Source organism: Propioniciclava sp. MC1683, from assembly GCF_014164675.1.
Lineage (GTDB): Bacteria > Actinomycetota > Actinomycetes > Propionibacteriales > Propionibacteriaceae > Propioniciclava.
Window position 1 is genome coordinate 156388 of the sequence record NZ_JACJFX010000006.1, and the last position, 20698, is coordinate 177085.

Below are 20698 nucleotides of genomic sequence, written 5' to 3' on the forward strand. Positions count from 1 at the left end.
GGCTGCCTGTCAGTGGAACTGCTCGGACTCGGTGGAGCCGGCCAGCGCCGTGGTGGAGCTCTCGGGGTTGACGATCGTGGCGACGGCGTCGAAGTAGCCGGTGCCGACCTCGCGCTGGTGCTTGGTGGCGGTGTAGCCGCGGGACTCCGAGGCGAACTCCTCCTCCTGCAGCTTCACGTAGGCGGTCATGCCCTCGCGGGCGTAGCCGTGCGCCAGGTCGAACATCGAGTAGTTGAGCGCGTGGAAGCCGGCCAGCGTGATGAACTGGAAGGCATAGCCCATGGCGCCCAGCTCGCGCTGGAACTTGGCGATCGTCGCGTCGTCGAGGTGCTTCTTCCAGTTGAACGACGGCGAGCAGTTGTAGGCGAGCAGCTGGTCGGGCTTCTCGGCCTTGACAGCCTCGGCGAACTGACGGGCGTACTCGAGGTCGGGAGTACCCGTCTCCATCCAGATCAGGTCGGCGTAGTCGGCGTAGGCGATCGCGCGGTCGATCGACGGCTCGATGCCGTTCTTGACCTTGTAGAAGCCCTCGGAGGTGCGCTCACCGGTGATCCACTTGGCGTCGCGCTCGTCGACGTCGGAGGTGATCAGCGTGGCGGCCTCGGCGTCGGTGCGGGCGATGATGACCGACGGGACGCCGGACACGTCAGCCGCGAGGCGAGCGGCGTTCAGGGTGCGCTCGTGCTGCTTGGTGGGGATGAGCACCTTGCCGCCCAGGTGGCCACACTTCTTCTCGGACGCGAGCTGGTCCTCCCAGTGCACGCCGGACGCACCGGCGGCGATCATGCCCTTCATGAGCTCGTACGCGTTGAGCGGGCCACCGAAGCCGGCCTCGGCGTCGGCCACGATCGGGACGAGCCAGTTGTCGACGGTGGAGATGCCCTCGAGGTGCTCGATCTGGTCGGCGCGCATGAGCGCGTTGTTGATGCGGCGGACGACGGCCGGCACCGAGTTGGCGGGGTACAGGCTCTGGTCGGGGTAGGTCTGGCCCGAGAGGTTGGCGTCACCGGCGACCTGCCAGCCGGACAGGTAGATGGCCTTGAGGCCGGCCTTGACCTGCTGAACGGCCATGTTGCCGGTCAGCGCGCCGAGCGAGTTGATGTAGTACCCGTCGCCCTTGTTGACCTCGTCCCACAGGATCTCCGAACCACGCTTGGCGAGGGTGAACTCCTCCTGCACCTTGCCACGCAGGCTCATGACGTCCTCGGCGGAGTAGTCGCGACGGACGTTCTTCCAGCGGGGGTTGGTTGCCCAGTCGTTGGCCAGGGATTCGGCGGTGATCTCCGACATGTTCTTCTCCTTATGTGTCGGTGGCTGCGTTGCCTCCGTGACTTCATCTTCTCGACGTCGAGATACAGCCGCCAGAGGGTTCCCATGTCAATTTCTGACGTTTTTCACTAGACTGAAATTGTGACTTCGTCGCCCTGGCAGCGCCGCCAGAACGCTCCTGAACCCGACCCGATGGACGATGCCTTCACCCTCGGGAGGCGGCTGAACGCCCTGCGCAAGAGCCGCCGGATGACCCTCGCCCAGGTGTCGGAGGCCATCGGCGTCGCGATCTCCCAGCTGTCGCTGATCGAGAACGGCAAGCGCGATGCCAAGCTCTCCACCGTGCAGGCGCTGGCCAAGCTGTACGGCGTGACGCTGGACGCCCTCCTGGCTGGCCCGACCACCAAGCGGACCCAGCTCGAGATCGAGCTCGACGGGTTCATGCGCTCGCCGCTGGCGACCTCGCGGGGCCTCCCGCCGATCCGCGTCGGGCCGCGCACCCCGACCGACGTCCTGGAGGCGATGGTCGCGCTGCACCGCGAGGTGCTCCGCCTCTCGGAGCAGCACATCGCCACGCCCGAGGAGGCGCGTCGGGCGAACACCGTCCTCCGCGGCCAGATGCGCGACCGGGGCAACCACTACGGCGAACTGGAGGCCAAAGCGTCCGAGCTGTTGAGGGCCGTGCGGCACGACGGCGGGCCGTTCACCACCAAGGACGTCAACGCGCTCGCGCGCCACCTGGGCTTCGAGGTCCGGCACGTCGACGACCTGCCCCACTCGACCCGGTCGGTGATCGACCTGCGCAACCACCGGATCTACCTGGCCCGGCAGGCGTCCACGGTCGGGCACGACCAGCGCTCGGTGCTGCTGCAGGCGCTCGGCCACCACGTGCTCGGGCACACGCCGCCGGCCGACTACGCCGAGTTCCTCGCCCAGCGCGTGCAGACCAACTACCTGGCCGGCGCGATCACCCTGCCCGAGGCGGGGGTGGTGGCGATGCTGCGCGCCGGCGCCGACGCGCGCGACCTCGACGTGGGCGACATCGCCGACGCCTTCAAGGTGTCGTGGGAGACCGCGGCGCACCGCGTCACCAACCTGACCACCCGCCACCTCGGGTTCCCGCTGCACTTCGCGAAGGTGCACGAGACCGGCACCGTGTACAAGGCGTACGAGAACGACGGCATCGTCTTCCCCATGGACCCGACCGGCGCCATCGAGGGCCAGCCGGTGTGCCGGCAGTGGGCCTCCCGGCAGGTGTTCGAGCGGGGCGTCGCCGAGGGCGAGGCGTTCCACCAGTTCACCGACACCCCGGCGGGCACCTACTGGGACAGCGTGCGGGTCGAGCGCACCGCCGGCGGGCGCTACTCGATCGCGCTGGGCACCGACTTCGTCAACGCCAAGTGGTTCCGGGGCCGGGACACCCGGGTCCGCACGCGCTCGACGTGCCCCGACGAGGCCTGCTGCCGGCGCCCTCCGACCGACCTGCTGGCCGCGTGGGGCGGGCAGGTGTGGCCGAGCGCCCGCGCGCGCACGCACATGATGGCCGCGCTGCCGCCGGGCGCCTTCCCCGGCGTCGACGAGACCGAGGTGTACACCTTCCTGCAGGCGCACGAGGCCGACGGCTGATCGGGCCCGGCCGGCGGGGCGGCCCGCCGGTAGGCTCCTGCCTCGTGAAGTACATCTCCACCCGCGACGTCGACGGCCGGGCCCCGCTGCCGTTCTGCGACATCCTGCTCGAGGGCCTGGCCCCCGACGGCGGCCTCTACCTGCCCGAGAGCTACCCGAGGGTGGACGCCCCGACGCTGGCCTCGTGGCGTGCCCTGCTCGCCGTCGAGGGCTACCCGGCGCTCGCCGCGGCCGTGCTGGGGCTGTACGTCGACGACATCGGCGACGCCGACCTGCGTGCGATCTGCGAGCGTGCGTACACCGCCGAGAAGTTCTCCGACGCCGCGATCGTGGGGCTGACGGACCTGGGTGACGGCGTCTCGCTGGGGCACCTGAGCAACGGGCCGACCGCCGCGTTCAAGGACATGGCGATGCAGCTGCTCGGCGAGCTGTTCGAGTACGAGCTCGAGCGCCGCGACCGCACGCTGACGATCCTGGGCGCCACCTCGGGCGACACCGGGTCGGCCGCCGAGTACGCGATGCTCGGCAAGGAGCGCGTACGGGTGTTCATGCTGACCCCCGCGGGCCGGATGAGCCCGTTCCAGCAGGCGCAGATGTTCAGCATCGACGACGCGGCGATCACCAACATCGCCCTCGACGGCGTCTTCGACGACTGCCAGGACCTGGTCAAGGAGGTCAACGCCGACCTGGCCTTCAAGGCCGAGCACTCCCTCGGCGCCGTCAACTCGATCAACTGGGCCCGGCTCGTGGCGCAGGTCGTCTACTACGTCGCGCTCTGGCTGCGCGCCACCGAGCGCGACGACGAGCGGGTCACCTTCGCCGTGCCCTCGGGCAACTTCGGCAACATCTGTGCCGGCCACATCGCCCGCGAGATGGGCATCCCGATCGACACCCTCGTGCTCGCCACCAACGAGAACAACGTGCTCGCGGAGTTCTTCGCCACCGGCGTCTACCGCGTGCGCGGGACGGCCGAGACCCTCGAGACCTCGTCGCCGTCCATGGACATCTCGAAGGCCTCCAACTTCGAGCGGTTCGTCTTCGACCTGATCGGCCGCGACGCGTGGGCGATCCGGCGGCTGTTCGGGCGTGACCTGTCCCGCGACGGGCTGTTCATCCTCACCGGGTTGCCCGAGTTCGTCGAGGTGCGCGAGCGCTTCGGCTTCGTGGCCGGCTCCTCGACCCACGCCGACCGGCTCGAGACCATCCGCGCCGAGGCCGCCCGCTCGGGCTATGTGGTCGACCCGCACACCGCCGACGGGGTCAAGGTCGCCCGCGACCTGCTCGCCGCCGGCGAGGTCACCGGCCCGGTGATCGTGCTCGAGACCGCCCTGCCGGTGAAGTTCTCGGCCACGATCGTCGAGGCCCTGGGCCACGACGTGGAGCGCCCCGAGCGCTTCGCGGGCCTGGAGGACCTGCCCCGCCACGTGCTGGCCCTGCCGAACGACGTGGACGCCCTCAAGCGCCTGATCGCCGCCGGCTGACCGCCCACAGCCCGCCTTCCGGCCGCCGACAGCCTGCGGCGACTGCAACGCGGTGCCCCTCCGGAGCGTGGATCCGGTGACGGACTCTCGAAGGAGCACCCATGGACCGCCGCGATCTCTTCCGCACCGCTCTGGCGCTCGGGCTGGCCGCGTGGGCCACGGGGTGCGCGTCGAGCACCACCGGTGGCCGCGAGGTGCTCGGGCAGGACGCCTCGACGCTGGCCGCCGCCGTGAACACCACCTGGCAGGCGATGACGGGCGAGGAGGGCGTCGAACTCGACGGCGCCAACGCGATCTGGGCCCAGCGCGACCACGGTTGGAAGCAGCCCTACCTCGACGCGCTGACCTCGCACGCCCTGCCCGCTCTGCTACGCGCCGAGACCGCGCCGGTCTCGGTCGGGCTGCCGAAGTTCGAGGTCCGCACCGAGGCGGCGCTGGCCGACGCGCTGGCGGCGATCGGCGTCCGGGACGCCTTCGACCCCGACCGGGCCGACTTCTCGCCCATGACCGCCCGTGAGCGGTTGCACATCGGGTTCGTCCAGCACCAGGCGGTGGTGGCCATCGACGAGAAGGGCATCGAGGCCGCGGCGGCGACGGCGATCGGGATGGAGGCCGGCGGCTCCGCCGGCCCGCCCAAGCAGCTCACCTGCGACCGCCCGTTCGGCTACGCGCTGGTGCACCTCGCCACGGCCACGCCGCTGTTCGTGGGCGTGGTGGCCGACCCCAGCGCCTGACACCCCTTGGGCAGGTCTGGTAGGCAAGGGGCATGAACACCCCCGTCCTGGACCGTCCCCTGCTGACCAACCTCGCCCGCGCCGCCGCCTACGGCGGGCTCGCGCTGGTCGACCCCAACCGCGTCCGCGGCCTCGCCCGCGGCGCCTACTGGACCGCGCTGGCCGGCGCCAGCGCCGCCGAGGTCGTGGCCACGCCCGACACAGACCCCCGCGACACCGCCCCGTGGGCGGTCGCCGCCGGCAGCCTCGTGGTGGCCTCCATCGGCCTGTGGGAGCGCACGGACGCTTGGATGATCCGGGCCCTGCGCGACGCCGGCGCACGGCGTCCGCGCCTGTGGATGGCCGGGCTCACCGTGGCCGGGGTCGCCGTGCTCGCCGTGGTCGAGCGCCGCCTCGAGCGGTGGTCCGACGGCACCGACGATGAGTTCCTCCTCGACGACGACCTGCGCCGAGTGGGGGATGTCCCCGCGGACGTCCACGGCATCGTCTCCGCCCTGCTGGACGCCGTCGACGGCTACGATGCCGACCGCCTCCGCGCCCAGCTGGCCACCGCCCGCTCGGGCTCGATCGGGGACCCGCAGGCGCTCGGCTTCGAGGTCGCCGCGGACGCCCCGGCGGCCCTGCTGCACGACTTCGTGTGGCCCGTCGTGGCGACGTTCGAGCGCGCCGGGCGCTCCCACGAGGTCGTGCTCGAGGTCTCCGAGGGACGCCTGTGGCGCCTGTCGCAGTTCGTCGACGACGAGGACCTCGACCCCGAGACCGTCGACTGGTCGTGGCCGTCCGCCGACCAGCTCAGCGTCACGCCCGGCAGCCGCACCTGGGAGTGAACCCCGGGCGCGCCCCCGGCACGCTCAGATGACCGTCCACGTGTCGGGGCCCGACACCAGCCGCTGGAGGGCGGCCTCGCGGTCGGCGGGCATGGAGACCTGGCGCCGCGCCTCGTCGTCGAACACCGGGCGCGACACGTTGCGGAAGATCCCGATCGGGGACGCCGACAGGTTCTGGGTGTCGGTCAGCTGCGACAGCTCGAAGGCGAGGGTGGCGTCGGCGGCGTGCGCGTCGTGCACGACGATCGAGGCCGGGTCCACGTCGGAGGTCGCCTTCACGGCCAGCCGGCCGTCGGCGCCCCGCACCACGCACAGCTGGCCGCCAGCGTAGGTGATCGGCTCGCCGTGCACCAGCGGCATCACGGTCGGCGAGTTCAGCTCCTTCAGCGAGTCGAAGGCGCCGTCGTTGAAGATCGGGCAGTTCTGGTAGATCTCCACCAGCGAGGCGCCCCGGTTCGAGATGGCCGCCTCGAGCACCGACGTGAGGTGCTTGCGATCCGAGTCGATCGTCCGCGCCACGAACGAAGCTTCGGCGCCCAGCGCCAAGGTGATCGGGTTGAACGGGTGGTCCACCGACCCCGCCGGGGACGACTTCGTAACCTTGCCCGCCTCCGAGGTGGGCGAGAACTGGCCCTTGGTGAGGCCGTAGATGCGGTTGTTGAAAAGCATGATCGTGATGTTCACGTTGCGGCGCAGCGCGTGGATGAGGTGGTTGCCACCGATCGACAGGGCGTCCCCGTCGCCGGTCATCACCCACACCGCGAGGTCGGGCCGGGCGATCGCCACGCCGGTCGCGATCGACGGCGCCCGCCCGTGGATCGAGTGCATGCCGTAGGTGTCCACGTAGTACGGGAACCGCGACGAGCAGCCGATGCCCGAGACGATGACGGTGTTCTCGCGCTTGATCCCGAGCTCGGGCATCAGGCCCTGGAACGCGGCCAGCACGGCGTAGTCACCACACCCGGGGCACCAGCGCACCTCCTGGTCGGAGACGAAGTCCTTGCGGTTGAGCGGGGTGACCGCGAGCGGGATCCCGGCGAGTCCGGTGCTCATCAGGCGTCCTTTCCGTTGCTGGCACTGCCATCGATGACGTCGACCAGGTGGGCGGCCAGTTCGGCGGGGCTGATCGGCAACCCCCGCACGCGGCTGTAGCTCTTCACGTCGACCAGGTACTTCGCCCGCAGGATCATCGCGAGCTGGCCGGTGTTCATCTCGGGCACGATCACCTGGTCGTAGGCGCGCAGCACCTCGCCGGTGTTGGCCGGCAGCGGGTTCAGGTGGCGGATGTGCGTGACCGCGATCTTCCGCCCCGTCTCGCGCACCCGGCGCGCGGCGGCCGCGTTCGGCCCCCACGTCGAGCCCCAGCCGAGCACGAGCACGGACGCCTCGCCGTCCGGGTCGTCGACCACCAGGTCGGGGATGTCGGCGACGATCCCGTCCACCTTGGCCTGGCGCAGGGCGACCATGCGCTCGTGGTTCTCGGGGGCATACGAGATGTTGCCGGTGCCGTCGGCCTTCTCGATGCCGCCGACGCGGTGCTCGAGCCCGGGCGTCCCGGGGATGGCCAGCGCACGCGCCAGCTTCTCGTCGCGCAGGTAGGGCAGGAACGTCCCGTCCGGACCGTTGGCCTCGGTCGCGAACGCGGGGTCGATCGGCTCGATCGTCGACAGGTCGGGAATCAGCCACGGCTCGGCGCCGTTGGCGAGGTAGCCGTCCGACAGCACGATGACCGGCGTCCGGTAGCGCAGCGCGAGGCGCACGCCCTCGACGGCGGTGGTGAAGCAGTCGGCAGGCGACTGCGCGGCGATCACGGGCAGCGGGGCCTCGCCGTGGCGGCCGTACAGCGACTGCAGCAGGTCAGCCTGCTCGGTCTTGGTCGGCATGCCCGTCGACGGCCCTGCCCGCTGGATGTCGACCACGACGAGCGGCTGCTCGAGCATGACGGCCAGCGAGATCGTCTCCGACTTCAACGCCATGCCCGGGCCCGACGTCGACGTGACACCCAGGTGGCCGGCGTACGACGCCCCCAGCGCGGCACCCGCGGCAGCGATCTCGTCCTCGGCTTGGAACGTGGTGACGCCCTGGTCCTTGGCGCGGCTCAGCTCGTGCAGCACATCGGAGGCCGGCGTGATCGGGTACGCCCCCAGGAACAGCGGCAGCCCGGCCTTCGCAGACCCGGTCATCAACCCGAGCGCCATCGCCTTGTTGCCCGTGATCTGCCGGTAGGTGCCCGGGGGCACCGGCGCGGCGGCCACCTCGTAGCGCACCGCGAACGTCTCGGTCGTCTCACCGAACGCGTGCCCGGCCAGGAAGGCCGCCTTGTTCGAGTCGCGGATGTCGTGGTCGCGGGCGAACTTCTTGTCGAGGAAGTCGAGCGTGTGCTCGGCCGGGCGCGTGTACAGCCACGTCAGCAGCCCGAGGGAGAACATGTTCTTGGCGCGCGAGGCCTCCTTGCGGCCCAGCTTGAACTGCTCGACCGACGCCACCGTCAGGCCGGTGAGGTCGAGCGCGTGCACCTGGTAGTCGGCGAGCGACCCGTCCTCGAGCGGGCTGGCGGCGTAGCCGACCTTGGCCAGGTTGCGCTTGGTGAACTCGTGGGTGTCGGCGATGATGACACCGCCGCGCTTGAGGTCGGCCAGGTTGGCCTTCAACGCGGCCGGGTTCATCGCGACCAGCACGTCAGGCTTGTCGCCCGGCGTCTTGATGTCGGCGTTTGCGAAGTGCAGCTGGAAGCTGGACACGCCCGCGATCGTCCCTTGTGGGGCCCGGATCTCGGCGGGGAAGTTGGGCAACGTCGCGAAGTCGTTGCCCAGGCTCGCCGAGTCGGAGGTGAACCGGTCACCGGTGAGCTGCATGCCGTCGCCGGAGTCCCCGGCGAAGCGGATCACGACGCGGTCGAGTGTTTGGACGTCAGTCACGGCACTTCTTTCTGAGGGTCAAGACTCAAGGGTCAACAGTAGTCGCTGGTCGAACCGGGCGGCAGCGCGGAACCGCCCCACGATCGCGCTCGCCACATCGGCGTGGTCGCCCAACGGCTCGGTGATCCGGACGCCCAGGCGTGCGATCCGCTCGCCCCACAGCCCGGGGGCCAAGGTGTAGGGCAGGACGAGCACATCCGGTCCCTGAGCCTGTCGAAGGGATTCCACAGCCTCGGCGACCGAGGGCTCGCTCAGGTAGATGTTTCCCACCCGCACGGGCACGCCGAGGGCGGCCTCCAACCGAGAAGCCACCACGGCGACCTCGGCCAGCGCCTCGGGCCGCTTCGACCCGGCCGCCGCCAGCACGACCGCATCCCCCGGACCGCCCGCCTCGGCCACCCGCGACAGCAGTGCCCGGTGCAGCGCCCCGCCCAGGTGCGGTGTCACCACCACCTCGTGCGGCACGGACGCCACCGCCTGCGGCACGTCGTGGGTGACGTGGTAGCCGGCGGCGAGGAAGCAGGGCACCACCGTGCAGTCGCCGACCGCGGCGAGGGTCTCGGGCAGCAGCACGGGCTCGATGTCGACCCACGCCGTGTGGATCGTCACGCCTGGCAGCAGCGCGCCCACCCGCCCGGTGATGCGCTCGATCAGCTCGCGCCCGGCGGGGTTGCGGGAGCCGTGCCAGGCCAGGACCAGCGTGTCGGTGGTGCTCAAATCGACCACTCCGTCTGGGCGGCCTCGGCCTCGGCCAGCGCCGCGCGGCGCTGGCGCTCGTGGCGGTAGGCGGTCCAGGCCGTCAACCCGAGCCACCCTGCCGCGAACAGGGTGAAGCCGACGGTCACCTGCTCACCGGTCAGCGCCGTGGCGTCGAACAGCGTCTTCAGGTTGGTCATGATGATCAGCCCGCCGACGGCCACGCCCATGATCCGCGCCGGGATGCGCGAGACCAGCCACGCCGCGATCGGCGCGGCCAACAGGCCGCCGACCAGCAGGGCGACCACGATGCCCCAGTCGATTCCCAACAAGCCCAGGTTCAGCACGAACCCCAGCGAGGCGGCGAACGAGACCAGGAACTCCGAGGTGTCCACCGAGCCGATCACCGTGCGCGGCGCGGTCTTGCCGGCGCTGAGCAGCGACGTCGTCGAGACCGGCCCCCAGCCGCCGCCACCGGTGGCGTCCACGAACCCGCCCGCGAGGCCGAGCGGCACGAGGAAGCGGGCAGTGTGCGGCGAGCGGCGGGCGTGCGCCACCTCCGGCGGCCGGAACGCGTAGCGCAGCAGGATGTACATGCCCAACCCGCCCAGGATCGCCGCCATCAGTGGCTTGGCCAGCGCCGTCGAGATCTGCGCCAGGAACGTCGCCCCGGCGAACGCGCCGAGAGCCCCGGGCACGCCGAGGCGCAGGACGAGCCGCCAGTCGACGTTGCCCAGCCGCCAGTGCGAGACGCCCGAGGCCACATTGGTGCCGAGTTCGGCCAGGTGCACGGACGCCGACGCCATCGCCGGGCTCAACCCGGCGATGAGCAGCAGCGACGTCGACGTGACGCCGTAGCCCATGCCGAGCGCCCCGTCGACGAGTTGGGCGGCGAACCCGACGATCCCGAGCAGGAGCAGTTGGCGCATCAGATCGACCAGCTCACCGTGGCGGCCTCCTCGGCGGCCACGTCGAACGCGCCGAACCCGCGCACCATCCCGGCCGCGAGCGTGCCGCCCGTCTGGGGGTCGACCAGCAGGAACGACCCGGTGCGGCGCGACGTCGTGTAGTCGTCGGGCGCGATGGGGGAGGCCAACCGCAGCGCGACGCGTCCGATGTCGTTGAGCTCGAGGGTCTCGGTCGGCACCGGCGCGAGCGCGTCGAGGTCGAGGCGCCCGCTGATCTCGCGGACGATGCCCTGCACCGTGCGCGTGCCGTGCTTGACCAGCACGCGCGCGCCGACGCGCAGGGGCTTCTCGGCCAGCCAGGCGACCAGGCCGCTGACGTCCTGCGTCGCCTCGGGGGCGTCGGACGCCGCCGCGATCACGTCGCCGCGGGTGATGTCGATCTCGTCGGCCAGCCGCAGCGTCACCGACTGGGACGCGAACGCCTCGGCCAGCGGCCCGTCGGCGGTGTCGATGCCGGCGACCGTCGTGCGGCGGCCCACGGGCAGCACCACGACCGGGTCGCCGACCTTCACCATACCGGTCGCGACCTGGCCCGCGTAGCCGCGGTACTCGCGGTATTCGGGGGCGGCGTCCTGCGGGCGGATCGTCAGCTGCACCGGTAGCCGGAACGGCAGCTCGGTGAGCTCGGCGCCCGCCGGGGCGGCCTCGAGGAACTCCAGCAGCGAGGGTCCCTCGTACCAGGGAGTCTTCGCCGACCGCTCGACAATGTTGTCGCCGGCCAGCGCCGACACCGGGATCGTGTGGATCTCCGCCACCCCCAGCTCCGAGGCCACGGCCCGCACCTCCGACGAAACCCGGGTGAAGGTGGCCTGGTCGAAGTCGACGAGGTCCATCTTGTTCACGGCCACGACGATCGTCGGGACCCGCAGCAGCTGCCCGACCGCGAGGTGGCGGCGGGTCTGCTCCAGGACGCCCTTGCGCGCGTCGACCAGCAGCACGAGCACGTCGGCGGTCGAGGAACCCGTGACCGTGTTGCGCGTGTACTGCACGTGGCCGGGGCAGTCGGCGAGGATGAACGTGCGGTTCGCGGTCGCGAAGTAGCGGTAGGCGACGTCGATCGTGATGCCCTGCTCCCGCTCGGCGCGCAGGCCGTCGGTCAGCAGCGCGAGGTCCACGTGGCCCAGGCCCTTGGCGGCGGAAACCCGCTCGACGGCGTCCAGTTGGTCGGACAGCACCGACTTGCTGTCGTACAGGAGGCGGCCGACGAGGGTCGACTTGCCGTCGTCCACCGACCCGGCGGTGGCGAGGCGCAGCAAGGTGCTCATCAGAAGTACCCCTCCTTCTTGCGGTCCTCCATGGCCGCCTCGGTGAGGCGGTCGTCGGCGCGGGTGGCCCCGCGCTCGGTGATGCGGGTGGCGGCGACCTCGGTGATGACGTCGGCGATGGTGGTGGCGTCCGACTCGACGGCACCGGTGCAGCTCATGTCGCCGACCGTGCGGTACCGGACGCGGCGGGTCTCGACGACCTCGCCCTCCCGCGGCTCGACGACCTCGCCGACCGCGAGCCACATGCCGTCGCGGGCGAAGACCTCGCGGTCGTGGGCGTAGTAGAGCTCGGGCAGCTCGATGCCCTCGGCCTCGATGTAGCGCCACACGTCGAGCTCGGTCCAGTTCGACAGCGGGAACACGCGCACGTGCTCGCCCGGCCGGTGCCGCGGGTTGTAGAGCGTCCAGAGCTCGGGGCGCTGGTTGCGCGGGTCCCACTGGCCGAACTCGTCGCGCAGGCTGACGACGCGCTCCTTGGCGCGGGCCTTCTCCTCGTCGCGGCGTCCGCCCCCGAAGACCGCGTCGAAGCGGTGCTCGGCGATGGCGTCCAACAGCGGCTGGGTCTGCAGCGGGTTGCGGGTGCCGTCGGCGCGCTCGAGCAGGCGGCCGTCGTCGATGTAGTCCTGCACCGCGGCGACGACCAGGCGCAGTCCGTACTTCTCGACGACGCGGTCGCGGTACTCGATCACCTCGGGGAAGTTGTGGCCCGTGTCGACGTGCATGACCGGGAACGGCACGCGGCCCGGCCAGAACGCCTTCAGCGCGAGGTGCAGCATGACCACGGAGTCCTTGCCGCCCGAGAACAGCAGCACCGGGCGCTCCAGCTCGCTGACCGCCTCGCGGATGATGTGGATGCCCTCGGCCTCCAGCTCGCGCAGGTGGCTGAGCTGTCGGGCGGGGGCGAGCTCGGTGATGCTCACTTCTCCTCCTCGGGGTGGGTGTCGGTGACGTGCAGGCCGCACTCGCTCTTGGCCAGGCCGGCCCAGCGGCCCGCGCGCGGGTCCTCGCCGGGGGCGACCGGGCGGGTGCAGGGTGCGCAGCCGATCGAGGGGTAGCCCTCCGTCAGCAGCAGGTTGATCGGGACGCCGTGGGTGCCGGCGTACTCCACCACCTCGTCGAACGTCCAGGCCGCGATGGGGTTGATCTTGACCATCTGGTGGGCGGAGTCCCACTCGACGAGCGGGGTGTCGGCGCGCAGCGGGGAGTCCTCGCGGCGCAGGCCGGTGACCCACGCCTCGTAGCTGGCCAGTTCGCGGTTGATCGGCTCGACCTTGCGCAGGCCGCAGCATTGCCGGGCGTCCCGGTCGTGGAGCTTCTCGCCGAAGGTGGCGTCCTGCTCGGCGACCGTCTGCACCGGCCACACGTCGACGATGGTCACGTCGGTGGTGGCCTCGAGCGCATCGCGGGTGCCGATGGTCTCGGGGAAGTGGTAGCCGGTTTGCAGGAACAGGGTGTCCACGCCGGGGCGGTGCTGTGCGACGAGGTGCGGCACCACCGTGTCGCCGGCCATCGAGCACGCCACGGCCAAGCTGTCACCGAACGTCTCGGACGCCCACGCCAGCACCTCGTCGGCGCTCGCGTCCGCGAACCGCTCGGACGCCTCGCGCGCCAGCGCCTCCAGCTCGGCGGCCGAGCGGCGGCGTCCGGGACCGTGCGGTGCCGGGACCACCCCGAGCGCCGAGGGCTCCACTTTTTCCTGCCGAGGGCTTGGGTTTCGGACGCCGAGGGCTTGGGTTTGGCTCATCGCAGTGCCTCCTCGTCGGCGCGGTGGGCCCACGTGGCGAACGACTCGCCCGGCGTGCGCTCGGCGGCGAACCGGCGGGTGACGCGTTCGACGTAGTCCGGCATCTCCTCGGCGGTGATCTTCAGCCCGCGCAGTGTGCGGCCCAGGCCGGCCTCCTCGCGGTCGGCCGAAGCCAGCCCGCCGCCCAGGTGCACCTGGAACGCGAACTCGTCGGCCCCGTCCGGGCTCTTGGCGATCTGGCCCTTGAGGCCGATGTCGGCGGTCTGGATGCGCGCGCAACTGTTGGGGCAGCCGTTCACGTTGAGCGTGATCGGCACGTCGAGCCCGAGGTCGGCCAGCCGGTTGTCGAGCACCTCCACGGCCGCGGTCGCGGTGTCCTTGGTGTCGACGAAGGCGAGCTTGCAGAACTCGATGCCGGTGCAGGCCATCGTGTTGCGCCGGAACGCCCCCGGGTTGGCGGTCAGTCCGAGTTCCTCGGCGGTGGCGAGCAGGGCGTCCAACCGCGCGGGGTCGACGTCGAGCACGACGACCTTCTGGTGCGGGGTGAAGGCGATGCGGCCCGACCCCGCCGCCTCGGCGGCGTCGGCCAGCTTCAGCAGCGTCGACCCCGACGAGCGGCCCACGACGGGCGCGAGGCCGACGTAGCGGCGTCCGTCTTTCTGCTCGTGGACGCCCACGTGGTCGGCGTCCCCACCCGAGGCCACGGCGGCCGGGCCGTCGGGCAGGGCATAGCCGAGGTACTCGGTCTCGAGCACCTGACGGAACTTGGCCGGCCCCCACTCGGCGAGCAGGAACTTCAGGCGAGCCTTGTTGCGTAACCGGCGGTAGCCGTAGTCGCGGAAGATCCGCACCACGCCGTGCCACGCGTCGGCGGCCCGGTCGGGGGCGACCCAGACGCCCAGCCGCTCGGCCAGGCGGGGGGCCGTCGACAGCCCGCCGCCGACCCACAGGTCGTAGCCGGGCCCGAACTCGGGGTGCACGACGCCGACCAGGGAGACGTCGTTGATCTCGTGCACCACGTCGAGGCTGGGGTGCCCGGTGATCGCGGACTTGAACTTGCGCGGCAGGTTGGTCAGCTCGGGGTCGCCGATGAACCGGTCGACGATCTCGGTGATGGCGGGGGTGGGGTCGATGATCTCGTCGGCGGCGATGCCGGCCACCGGCGAGCCGAGGATCACGCGCGGGGTGTCGCCGCACGCGGTCGTGGTCTGCAGCCCGACCGATTCGAGCCGGCGCCAGATCTCGGGGACGTCCTCGATCCGGATCCAGTGGTACTGGATGTTCTGCCGGTCGGAGATGTCGGCGGTGTCGCGGGCGAAGTCGACGCTGATCTGGGCGACGACGCGCAGTTGGTCCAGCGTCAGGGCGCCGCCGTCGATGCGCACGCGCAGCATGAAGTACTCATCGGACAGCTCGTCGGCCGACAGGTTGCCGGTGCGGCCGCCGTCGATGCCCTGGCGACGTTGGGTGTAGAGGCCCCACCAGCGCATGCGGCCGTGCAGGTCGTCGTGCGGGATGGAGGCGAAGCCCTCGCGGGCGTAGATCGTCTCGATGCGCTCACGGACGTTCAGGCCGTTGTCGGCGGCCTTGAACTCCTCGTTGTGGTTGAGGGGGTCGTGGCCGTCGACGAGCCACTGGCCGTTGCTGCGGCCCTCGCGGGGTGGGCGTACCTTCGCGCCCGGCAGGGCGGCGGAGTGCACGGAGGTGTCGGTGCTCATGGTGGTGTCCTCGGGTTGCGGCCCCGCTGACCGGACGCACGCCCAAGGGTGGCTTGGGCATGGCGAAGAATGGGGAGTCCGGGCAACGCGGCCCGGCGGTCAGATGGAGAGGTGCGGGCGCGTCAGCAGCCGCGACAACACTGCGAGGAACGGACGCGCGCGAAGTCCACGTGGGCGCGGCCCACGAGCTTCGGCATCCGGTTCAGCATGGTTGAACGCTAACGGACTGCGCGGCCGGTCACGAACTGGCGGTCCAACATGTGGGCGCCTTTACGTGAGTTCTTCGACCAGGTCGCCTGCGGACGCCGCGGGCTTCGGCAAGTCGTCGCTCCACTCGAGGGCGTCGAAGGGGCACTCCTCGATGCAGATGCCGCAGTACAGGCACAACGACCAGTCGATCGAGAACGCGTCCAGGATGTTGTGGGTGCGCTGTCGCGGCCCGGGCGGGCTGCCCGGGATCGGTTCGGCGTGGCTGCTCAGCGCGATGCACCAGGCGGGGCACTCGCGCACGCAGATCATGCACGAGGTGCACTTGTCGTAGATGAGCTTGATCGACCGGTGGGCCGGACCCGATCCCTGAGCCTGTCGGTCGGGTCCCTGAGCCTGTCGGTCGGGTCCCTGAGCCTGTCGAAGGGTCACCGCCGCCTCCTGACCCGGCCGCCCTGCACGGACGCCGCGACCTCCTCGGGGGACGCGGGCCCGCCCTCGCGCTCGCCCCACACATCGGGGTCCGGGACGCCCGGGGGCACCATCCGCCGCCGCCCGGCCGCGACCGTCTCGCCGGGCTCCTTCGCGCCCGGCCAGGGCCGGACCACGCGGGCGGCCAGCACGGCGTCCCGGCGCAGCGGGTGCCCGACGGCCCCCTCGCGCAGCAGCAGCGGGCGGTTGTCGCCGCCGTCGAAGTCGAGGCCGAAGAAGTCGCGCACCTCGCGCTCGTGCCAGGTCGCGCCGGCGACGAGGTCACCCAGGCTGGGCAGCGAGCCCCCGTCCCGTGGGGCCAGGGCCTCGACCCGGACGCCCTCGCTGTCGGCGTCCGGGGCCATGCGGACCACCACGCGAATGGCGTCCTCACGCCCGATCTCGTCGACCCCGCCCAGCCAGTCGAACCAGGTGTGGCCCTCGGCCAGGGCGGCCTCGACCGCCGGACGCCAACCCGCGGCGTCCACGCGCCGCACCTCGTCAGCCATCGGTCCGGCCCGCCGTGGAGTAGTGGGCTTCGATCAGCGCCGCGAGCGCCTCGGGGGAGGGCGGGCAGCCGGGAAGGTAGTGGTCGACAGGCACGAGCTGGTCGACACCCTTGGTGACCACGGGGGAGTCCCAGTAGGGGCCGCCCGCGGAGGCGCACGCCCCGAACGAGACGATCGACGCGCCGGGGTGGGCGGCCACGATGCGGGCGACGGCCGGGGCGACGGCGTCCGTCACGGTGCCGGCGACGGCGAGCAACACGCGCGCGCCGTCGGGCGGGGAGGCGACCTCGGGGCGTCCGGCAGTGGCGGCGTCGGTCTCGACGACGCAACAGGCCAGGCCGATCGCGCCCACGACGAGCGAACCGTCGCCGAACCAGTCGTAGTACCGCACCGCCCCAGCCTGCCACAGGCCGTCCCACTAGGCTGGGACCGGTCCGATGGAGACATGCGGGAGGAGGCGAGCGGTGTTCCGCGCTGTGGGGGCACGGCTGGCCGTGCTCGGCGCCGACATGGGTGCTGCGTTCCGGCTGCGCCCGGTGCGGATCGGGCTGCTCGGCACCATCCTGCTCGCGCTGGGGTCGCTGTCGCCGGCCTACCTGCCGCAGGCGTCCCCGTACTGGCCGACGATGCGCGCGCTGGGCCTCGACACGTGGCTCGCGCGGGCGCTCGCCACCGGCATGGTGATCGGGGCCGTGGGGCTGCTGATCTTCGCGTGGTACCGGCTGCGCCCGGCGGTCTACCGCGACGTCAAGCACTGGGCGGTGCTGGCCTGGTGGTCGCTGCCGCTGCTGTTCGCGCCGCCGATCTTCAGCCACGACGCCTACTCCTACGCCGCGCAGGGCTGGCTGATCCACAACGGGCTGAACCCCTACGAGGTGTCGCCGTCGGTGCTGCCCGGGCCGTTCGCCGACCAGGTCGCCTGGCTGTGGCGCTACACCCCCGCGCCGTACGGCCCCCTGGGGCTGCAGATCTCGCACTGGCTGGTCGACCTCGCCGGGCTCAACCCCTACTACTCGGCGGTGCTGCAGCGGCTGCCCGCGCTGGTGGGGGTGGGCCTGATCGTGCACCTGCTGCCGCGCATCGCCCGCCAGATGGGCCTCGACCCGCGCCGCACCGCGTGGTTCGCCACCATCAACCCGCTCATGGTCATCGACCTCGTCGGCGGTGCCCACAACGATGCGCTGATGCTGGGACTGGTCGTGCTGGCGATCTGGTGCGCCTACCGCGGCTGGTTCTGGGTGGCGATCCTGGCCGTGGGAGTGGCCATGGCGGTGAAGCAGCCCGCCCTGCTGGCGGCCGTCCCCGTGGCGGTGATCGGGTCGGGCTGGGCGTCCTGGCGGTTGCGGGACGTGCTGCGCTTCCTGCCCCGAGCCCTGCTGGTGCTGGCCGGCGTGGTCGGGGTGTTCGCGGGCATCTCGGCGCTGACCGGCCTCGGGTTCGGGTGGCTGAACGCCATGGGCGTGCCGAGCATGATCGTGACCCTGGCACCCCTGTCGCTGCTGGGTTGGGCGCTGCAGCAGGGTTTGGTCGCGCTGGGCATGACGGGTGCCGCGGCCGCGATCCCGCCGTTCGTGCAGACCCTGTCGTACGTGATCGCGTTCGGTCTGATCGCTTGGCTCGGCGTCCGGTTCGCGCGGACCCGGCCGATCACGTTCCTGGCTTCGGCCTACCTGGCCTTCGCCGTGTTCGGACCCGCGTTGCACACGTGGTACCTGCTGTGGGGTGCGGTGTTCCTCCCCCTGGCGCACACCAGCTCGCGCACCCTGCGCCGCGCCGCCGCGGTCACCTCGGTCATGCTCGTCTACGGCGCCGGCAACCTGGCCTGGCGCAACGACGCGGTCGCCCTCGTGCTGGCGGCCGTCGCCGCCGCCCTGGTCTGGCTGGTCCTCCGTGCCCGGGCCCGCCGCACCGTCCTGCCGGTCGAGCCCAGCATCCCCAGCGAGGTGCCCGTCGGTTCGGCGCACGAGGCGCAGATCGCGCCGCGCCACCGCGGAGCCGGGCCCGCGGCGTCCGACCCCGTAGCCTGAACCCGATCGAAGGAGACCACCATGACCACCGACGAGCTCATCGTCGAGGCCCGTGAGGGCGTCGGCCACCTCGTGCTCAACCGCCCCCGGGCGATCAACGCTCTCACCCCCGCGATGCTGCGGGGCATCCACGAGGCGCTGGACGACTGGAGCGACGAGGGCTCGATCGTCCGGGTCGAGATCTCGGGTGCCGGCGAGCGCGGCCTGTGCTCGGGCGCCGACGTGCGCGCGCTGCGCGAGCACGTGCTCACTGGCGGCGACCACATGGAGTTCTTCGAGGTCGAGTACGCGATGAACGCCGCGATCAAGGCGTTCAACAAGCCGTACATCGCGCACATGCGCGGAATCACGATGGGCGGCGGCCTCGGCGTCTCGGCGCACGGCTCGCGCCGCATCGCCTACCCCGACTCGGCCTTCGCGATGCCCGAGACGATCATCGGCTTCATCCCCGACGTCGGCATCCTCTACTACCTGGCCCAGGCGCCCGGCGAGCTGGGCACGCACGTCGCCCTCACCGGCAACCCGATCAACGCCACGGACGCCGTGCTCGTCGGGTTGGCCGACGAGATCGACGAGGCCGACGGCGAGGCCCCGGCGTCGCAGCTGGCCGCCTGGCAGGGCTGGATCGACGAGTGCTACGCCACCGACGACCCCGCCGAGGTGCTCGCCCGGCTCGAGGCGCACGACGACCCCGCCGCGAACGCGGCCGCCGCGGATCTCCGCAAGCGCTGCCCGCTCTCGGTCGCGGTGACGCTGGAGGCGATCCGGCGCGCGAAGGGCATGGGTTCGGTCGAGGAGGTGCTGGCCCAGGACCTCACCGTGGCGCGCCACCTGATCCCGCGCCCAGACTTCCTCGAGGGCGTCCGCGCCCAGCTGGTCGACAAGGACCGCAACCCGGTCTGGCAGCACGCCCGGGTCGAGGACGTCACCCGCGACGAGGTGCTCGCCTGCTTCGCGTGACTCAGCGCGCGTAGTCGACGACGACCGGCGCGTGGTCGCTGATCCGCGCGTCGGCGGACGCCTCGCGATCGGTCCCGGCGGCCACGGCCGTGCGGGCGAGCCCGGGGGAGGCCAGGTGGTAGTCGATCCGCCAGCCCGAGTCGCGGTCGAACGCGCCCGGCATCCAGGACCACCACGAGTATGGCCCGTCGGCCTCGGGGTGCTGCGACCGCACCACGTCGACCAAGGTGCGCGGGCCGAGGAGTGAGCCGAACCACGCCCGCTCCTCGGGCAGGAAGCCCTCCTTCTGGTTGGCGCCACGCCAGTTCTTGAGGTCCTGCCGGCCGTGCGCGACGTTGAAGTCGCCCATCACCAGGAACTCGCGCCCCTCGCGGGCGGCCGTGCGCCGCGCGGTCACGAGGTAGGCGCGCAGCGACGCCAGGAACCGCATCTTGCGCCGGTACTTGGGCAGGTCGGCCTCGGGGCCGACCACGGGGGCGCCCTTGGTGACGTACACCGACCCCACGGTCAGCGGACGCCCCGGCAGGTCCAGGTCCACCTCGATGTAGCGCCCCTCGGGGTCGAAGGTCCGGTTGCCGAACCCCTGCCGCACGGCGGTGGGGGCGACCCGTGAGACGACGGCGACCCCGTTGCGTCCGGGCAGGTTTCCGGGGTGGTAGGCGACGTGCATGTCGCCGAAGACGCCCTCGGGCACGTGGTTCGCGGGCGCGCGCATCTCTTGGAGGGCGATGACGTCGGGGCGGCGGTCGTGCAGCCAGTCGCCGAAGCCGCGCCGCTGGGCCGCCCGGATGCCGTTGACGTTGAACGACGCGACGCGGAGCGCGTCGGTCACGGGAGCGGGACGGCCGCCGAGGCGGCGCCCAGAGCCCCCAGCACGAGCGCGGGCACGGTGTGCGCACCGGTGGCGCCCCGCGCGCGGCGCTTCTCGCCGAACCGGAAGATCGCCTTCTCCCCGGCGATCGAGAACGCGGTGGTCAGCCCGACGATGGCGGCCCCGACGGCCGCCGACTTCGCCGGCTCGGTGCGCACGGCCTCGAAGACCTCGTCGAAGGCGTCAGGGCCCTGCGGCCCGGTCGGCGCCGCCTTCTGCGGCCGGGCGAGCACCCAGCCGACGCCGCCGGCGGTGAGCAGGCCGGTCTTCAGCACGGTCCGCGCGGCACGGGACCGGACCAGGTCGGGCAGGGCGTACCACGCGACGGTGGTCAGGCCCATGACGGCGGCCTGGGCCACGTTCGCGCGGGCGGGGGTCAACTCGGTCGGCGTCATGCCCCCAGCCTG

The 20698-nt window shown here is 71.9% G+C and carries 20 protein-coding genes; 6 read left to right on the forward strand and 14 right to left on the reverse strand.

The features are described from left to right. Nucleotides 1-9: 9 nt before the first annotated feature. On the reverse strand, nucleotides 10-1290 hold the full coding sequence (aceA, locus tag H5397_RS05705) for an isocitrate lyase (RefSeq protein WP_182815500.1): 1281 nt from the start codon (nucleotides 1288-1290) through the stop codon (nucleotides 10-12). A gap of 120 nt (nucleotides 1291-1410) precedes the next feature. Here aceA and H5397_RS05710 point away from each other — a divergent pair, with 120 nt between their 5' ends. The 4 genes from H5397_RS05710 to H5397_RS05725 all read left to right on the forward strand — a co-directional run bounded on the left by H5397_RS05710 (nucleotide 1411) and on the right by H5397_RS05725 (nucleotide 5937). Next, entirely contained in the window at nucleotides 1411-2895 is a 1485-nt protein-coding gene (locus tag H5397_RS05710) for a helix-turn-helix domain-containing protein (protein WP_309224286.1), read from the forward strand. A 44-nt stretch (nucleotides 2896-2939) separates the two neighbouring features. Next, nucleotides 2940-4376 (forward strand): threonine synthase, encoded by a 1437-nt coding sequence (gene thrC / locus H5397_RS05715; RefSeq protein WP_182815502.1) that lies wholly within the window; start codon nucleotides 2940-2942, stop codon nucleotides 4374-4376. Between the two features lie 101 nt (nucleotides 4377-4477). After that, a complete protein-coding gene (locus H5397_RS05720; RefSeq protein WP_182815504.1) occupies nucleotides 4478-5110 on the forward strand; it encodes a serpin family protein in 633 nt (210 codons plus the stop codon). Nucleotides 5111-5142: 32 nt separating this feature from the next. Beyond that, a complete protein-coding gene (locus tag H5397_RS05725; RefSeq protein WP_182815506.1) occupies nucleotides 5143-5937 on the forward strand; it encodes a hypothetical protein in 795 nt (264 codons plus the stop codon). A 24-nt stretch (nucleotides 5938-5961) separates the two neighbouring features. Here the strand turns inward: H5397_RS05725 and H5397_RS05730 are convergent, their stop codons facing one another. The 11 genes from H5397_RS05730 to H5397_RS05780 all read right to left on the reverse strand — a co-directional run bounded on the left by H5397_RS05730 (nucleotide 5962) and on the right by H5397_RS05780 (nucleotide 16824). Then, nucleotides 5962-6990 (reverse strand): 2-oxoacid:ferredoxin oxidoreductase subunit beta, encoded by a 1029-nt coding sequence (locus H5397_RS05730; RefSeq protein ID WP_182815508.1) that lies wholly within the window; start codon nucleotides 6988-6990, stop codon nucleotides 5962-5964. Beyond that, nucleotides 6990-8855, reverse strand: coding sequence for a 2-oxoacid:acceptor oxidoreductase subunit alpha (locus tag H5397_RS05735; RefSeq protein WP_182815510.1), 1866 nt, complete (start codon nucleotides 8853-8855; stop codon nucleotides 6990-6992). The genes H5397_RS05730 and H5397_RS05735 overlap by 1 nt, the downstream gene beginning before the upstream one ends. A gap of 18 nt (nucleotides 8856-8873) precedes the next feature. Further along, nucleotides 8874-9572 (reverse strand): sirohydrochlorin chelatase, encoded by a 699-nt coding sequence (locus H5397_RS05740; RefSeq protein WP_182815512.1) that lies wholly within the window; start codon nucleotides 9570-9572, stop codon nucleotides 8874-8876. Beyond that, nucleotides 9569-10480 (reverse strand): sulfite exporter TauE/SafE family protein, encoded by a 912-nt coding sequence (locus tag H5397_RS05745; RefSeq protein ID WP_182815514.1) that lies wholly within the window; start codon nucleotides 10478-10480, stop codon nucleotides 9569-9571. The genes H5397_RS05740 and H5397_RS05745 overlap by 4 nt, the downstream gene beginning before the upstream one ends. Next, nucleotides 10480-11784: a sulfate adenylyltransferase subunit 1 gene (locus H5397_RS05750; protein ID WP_182815516.1), complete on the reverse strand. Its 1305-nt coding sequence runs from the start codon at nucleotides 11782-11784 to the stop codon at nucleotides 10480-10482. The genes H5397_RS05745 and H5397_RS05750 overlap by 1 nt, the downstream gene beginning before the upstream one ends. Then, nucleotides 11784-12704 carry a sulfate adenylyltransferase subunit CysD gene (gene cysD / locus H5397_RS05755; protein WP_182815518.1) on the reverse strand — a complete coding sequence of 307 codons (921 nt, stop codon included), beginning with the start codon at nucleotides 12702-12704 and terminating at the stop codon, nucleotides 11784-11786. Before cysD ends, H5397_RS05750 begins: the two co-directional genes overlap by 1 nt. Then, nucleotides 12701-13474: a phosphoadenylyl-sulfate reductase gene (locus H5397_RS05760; protein ID WP_375539412.1), complete on the reverse strand. Its 774-nt coding sequence runs from the start codon at nucleotides 13472-13474 to the stop codon at nucleotides 12701-12703. The genes cysD and H5397_RS05760 overlap by 4 nt, the downstream gene beginning before the upstream one ends. Nucleotides 13475-13524: 50 nt before the next feature. Further along, nucleotides 13525-15246 (reverse strand): nitrite/sulfite reductase, encoded by a 1722-nt coding sequence (locus H5397_RS05765; RefSeq protein WP_182815522.1) that lies wholly within the window; start codon nucleotides 15244-15246, stop codon nucleotides 13525-13527. Nucleotides 15247-15516: 270 nt separating this feature from the next. After that, nucleotides 15517-15798, reverse strand: a complete 282-nt coding sequence (locus tag H5397_RS05770; RefSeq protein ID WP_309224292.1) for a 4Fe-4S binding protein — start codon at nucleotides 15796-15798, stop codon at nucleotides 15517-15519. Between the two features lie 83 nt (nucleotides 15799-15881). After that, nucleotides 15882-16433: an NADH-quinone oxidoreductase subunit C gene (locus tag H5397_RS05775; RefSeq protein WP_182815526.1), complete on the reverse strand. Its 552-nt coding sequence runs from the start codon at nucleotides 16431-16433 to the stop codon at nucleotides 15882-15884. Further along, on the reverse strand, nucleotides 16426-16824 hold the full coding sequence (locus H5397_RS05780; RefSeq protein ID WP_220492030.1) for an NADH-quinone oxidoreductase subunit B: 399 nt from the start codon (nucleotides 16822-16824) through the stop codon (nucleotides 16426-16428). The genes H5397_RS05775 and H5397_RS05780 overlap by 8 nt, the downstream gene beginning before the upstream one ends. 73 nt (nucleotides 16825-16897) lie before the next feature. On the opposite strand from H5397_RS05780, the gene mptB reads away from it, so the two are divergent. After that, entirely contained in the window at nucleotides 16898-18460 is a 1563-nt protein-coding gene (gene mptB / locus H5397_RS05785) for a polyprenol phosphomannose-dependent alpha 1,6 mannosyltransferase MptB (RefSeq protein ID WP_182815528.1), read from the forward strand. A gap of 21 nt (nucleotides 18461-18481) precedes the next feature. Next, the gene (locus H5397_RS05790) at nucleotides 18482-19420 is read left to right on the forward strand and encodes an enoyl-CoA hydratase/isomerase family protein (RefSeq protein ID WP_182815530.1); all 939 of its coding nucleotides are present in this window, start codon (nucleotides 18482-18484) and stop codon (nucleotides 19418-19420) included. A gap of 1 nt (nucleotide 19421) precedes the next feature. On the opposite strand, the gene H5397_RS05795 is transcribed toward H5397_RS05790, so the two are convergent. Both H5397_RS05795 and H5397_RS05800 read right to left on the reverse strand, forming a co-directional pair. Then, complete coding sequence (locus H5397_RS05795) at nucleotides 19422-20252, reverse strand: exodeoxyribonuclease III (RefSeq protein ID WP_182815532.1); 831 nt, start codon at nucleotides 20250-20252, stop codon at nucleotides 19422-19424. Continuing rightward, entirely contained in the window at nucleotides 20249-20686 is a 438-nt protein-coding gene (locus tag H5397_RS05800) for a hypothetical protein (protein WP_220492031.1), read from the reverse strand. Before H5397_RS05800 ends, H5397_RS05795 begins: the two co-directional genes overlap by 4 nt. Nucleotides 20687-20698: the final 12 nt, after the last annotated feature.

Coding starts and splice junctions, on each gene's coding strand:
- aceA (WP_182815500.1), bottom strand. CDS start 1,290: ATGTCGGAGATCACCGCCGAATCCCTGGCCAACGACTGGGCAACCAAC.
- H5397_RS05720 (WP_182815504.1), top strand. CDS start 4,478: ATGGACCGCCGCGATCTCTTCCGCACCGCTCTGGCGCTCGGGCTGGCC.
- H5397_RS05725 (WP_182815506.1), top strand. CDS start 5,143: ATGAACACCCCCGTCCTGGACCGTCCCCTGCTGACCAACCTCGCCCGC.
- H5397_RS05730 (WP_182815508.1), bottom strand. CDS start 6,990: ATGAGCACCGGACTCGCCGGGATCCCGCTCGCGGTCACCCCGCTCAAC.
- H5397_RS05745 (WP_182815514.1), bottom strand. CDS start 10,480: ATGCGCCAACTGCTCCTGCTCGGGATCGTCGGGTTCGCCGCCCAACTC.
- H5397_RS05750 (WP_182815516.1), bottom strand. CDS start 11,784: ATGAGCACCTTGCTGCGCCTCGCCACCGCCGGGTCGGTGGACGACGGC.
- H5397_RS05765 (WP_182815522.1), bottom strand. CDS start 15,246: ATGAGCACCGACACCTCCGTGCACTCCGCCGCCCTGCCGGGCGCGAAG.
- H5397_RS05775 (WP_182815526.1), bottom strand. CDS start 16,433: ATGGCTGACGAGGTGCGGCGCGTGGACGCCGCGGGTTGGCGTCCGGCG.
- H5397_RS05790 (WP_182815530.1), top strand. CDS start 18,482: ATGACCACCGACGAGCTCATCGTCGAGGCCCGTGAGGGCGTCGGCCAC.
- H5397_RS05800 (WP_220492031.1), bottom strand. CDS start 20,686: ATGACGCCGACCGAGTTGACCCCCGCCCGCGCGAACGTGGCCCAGGCC.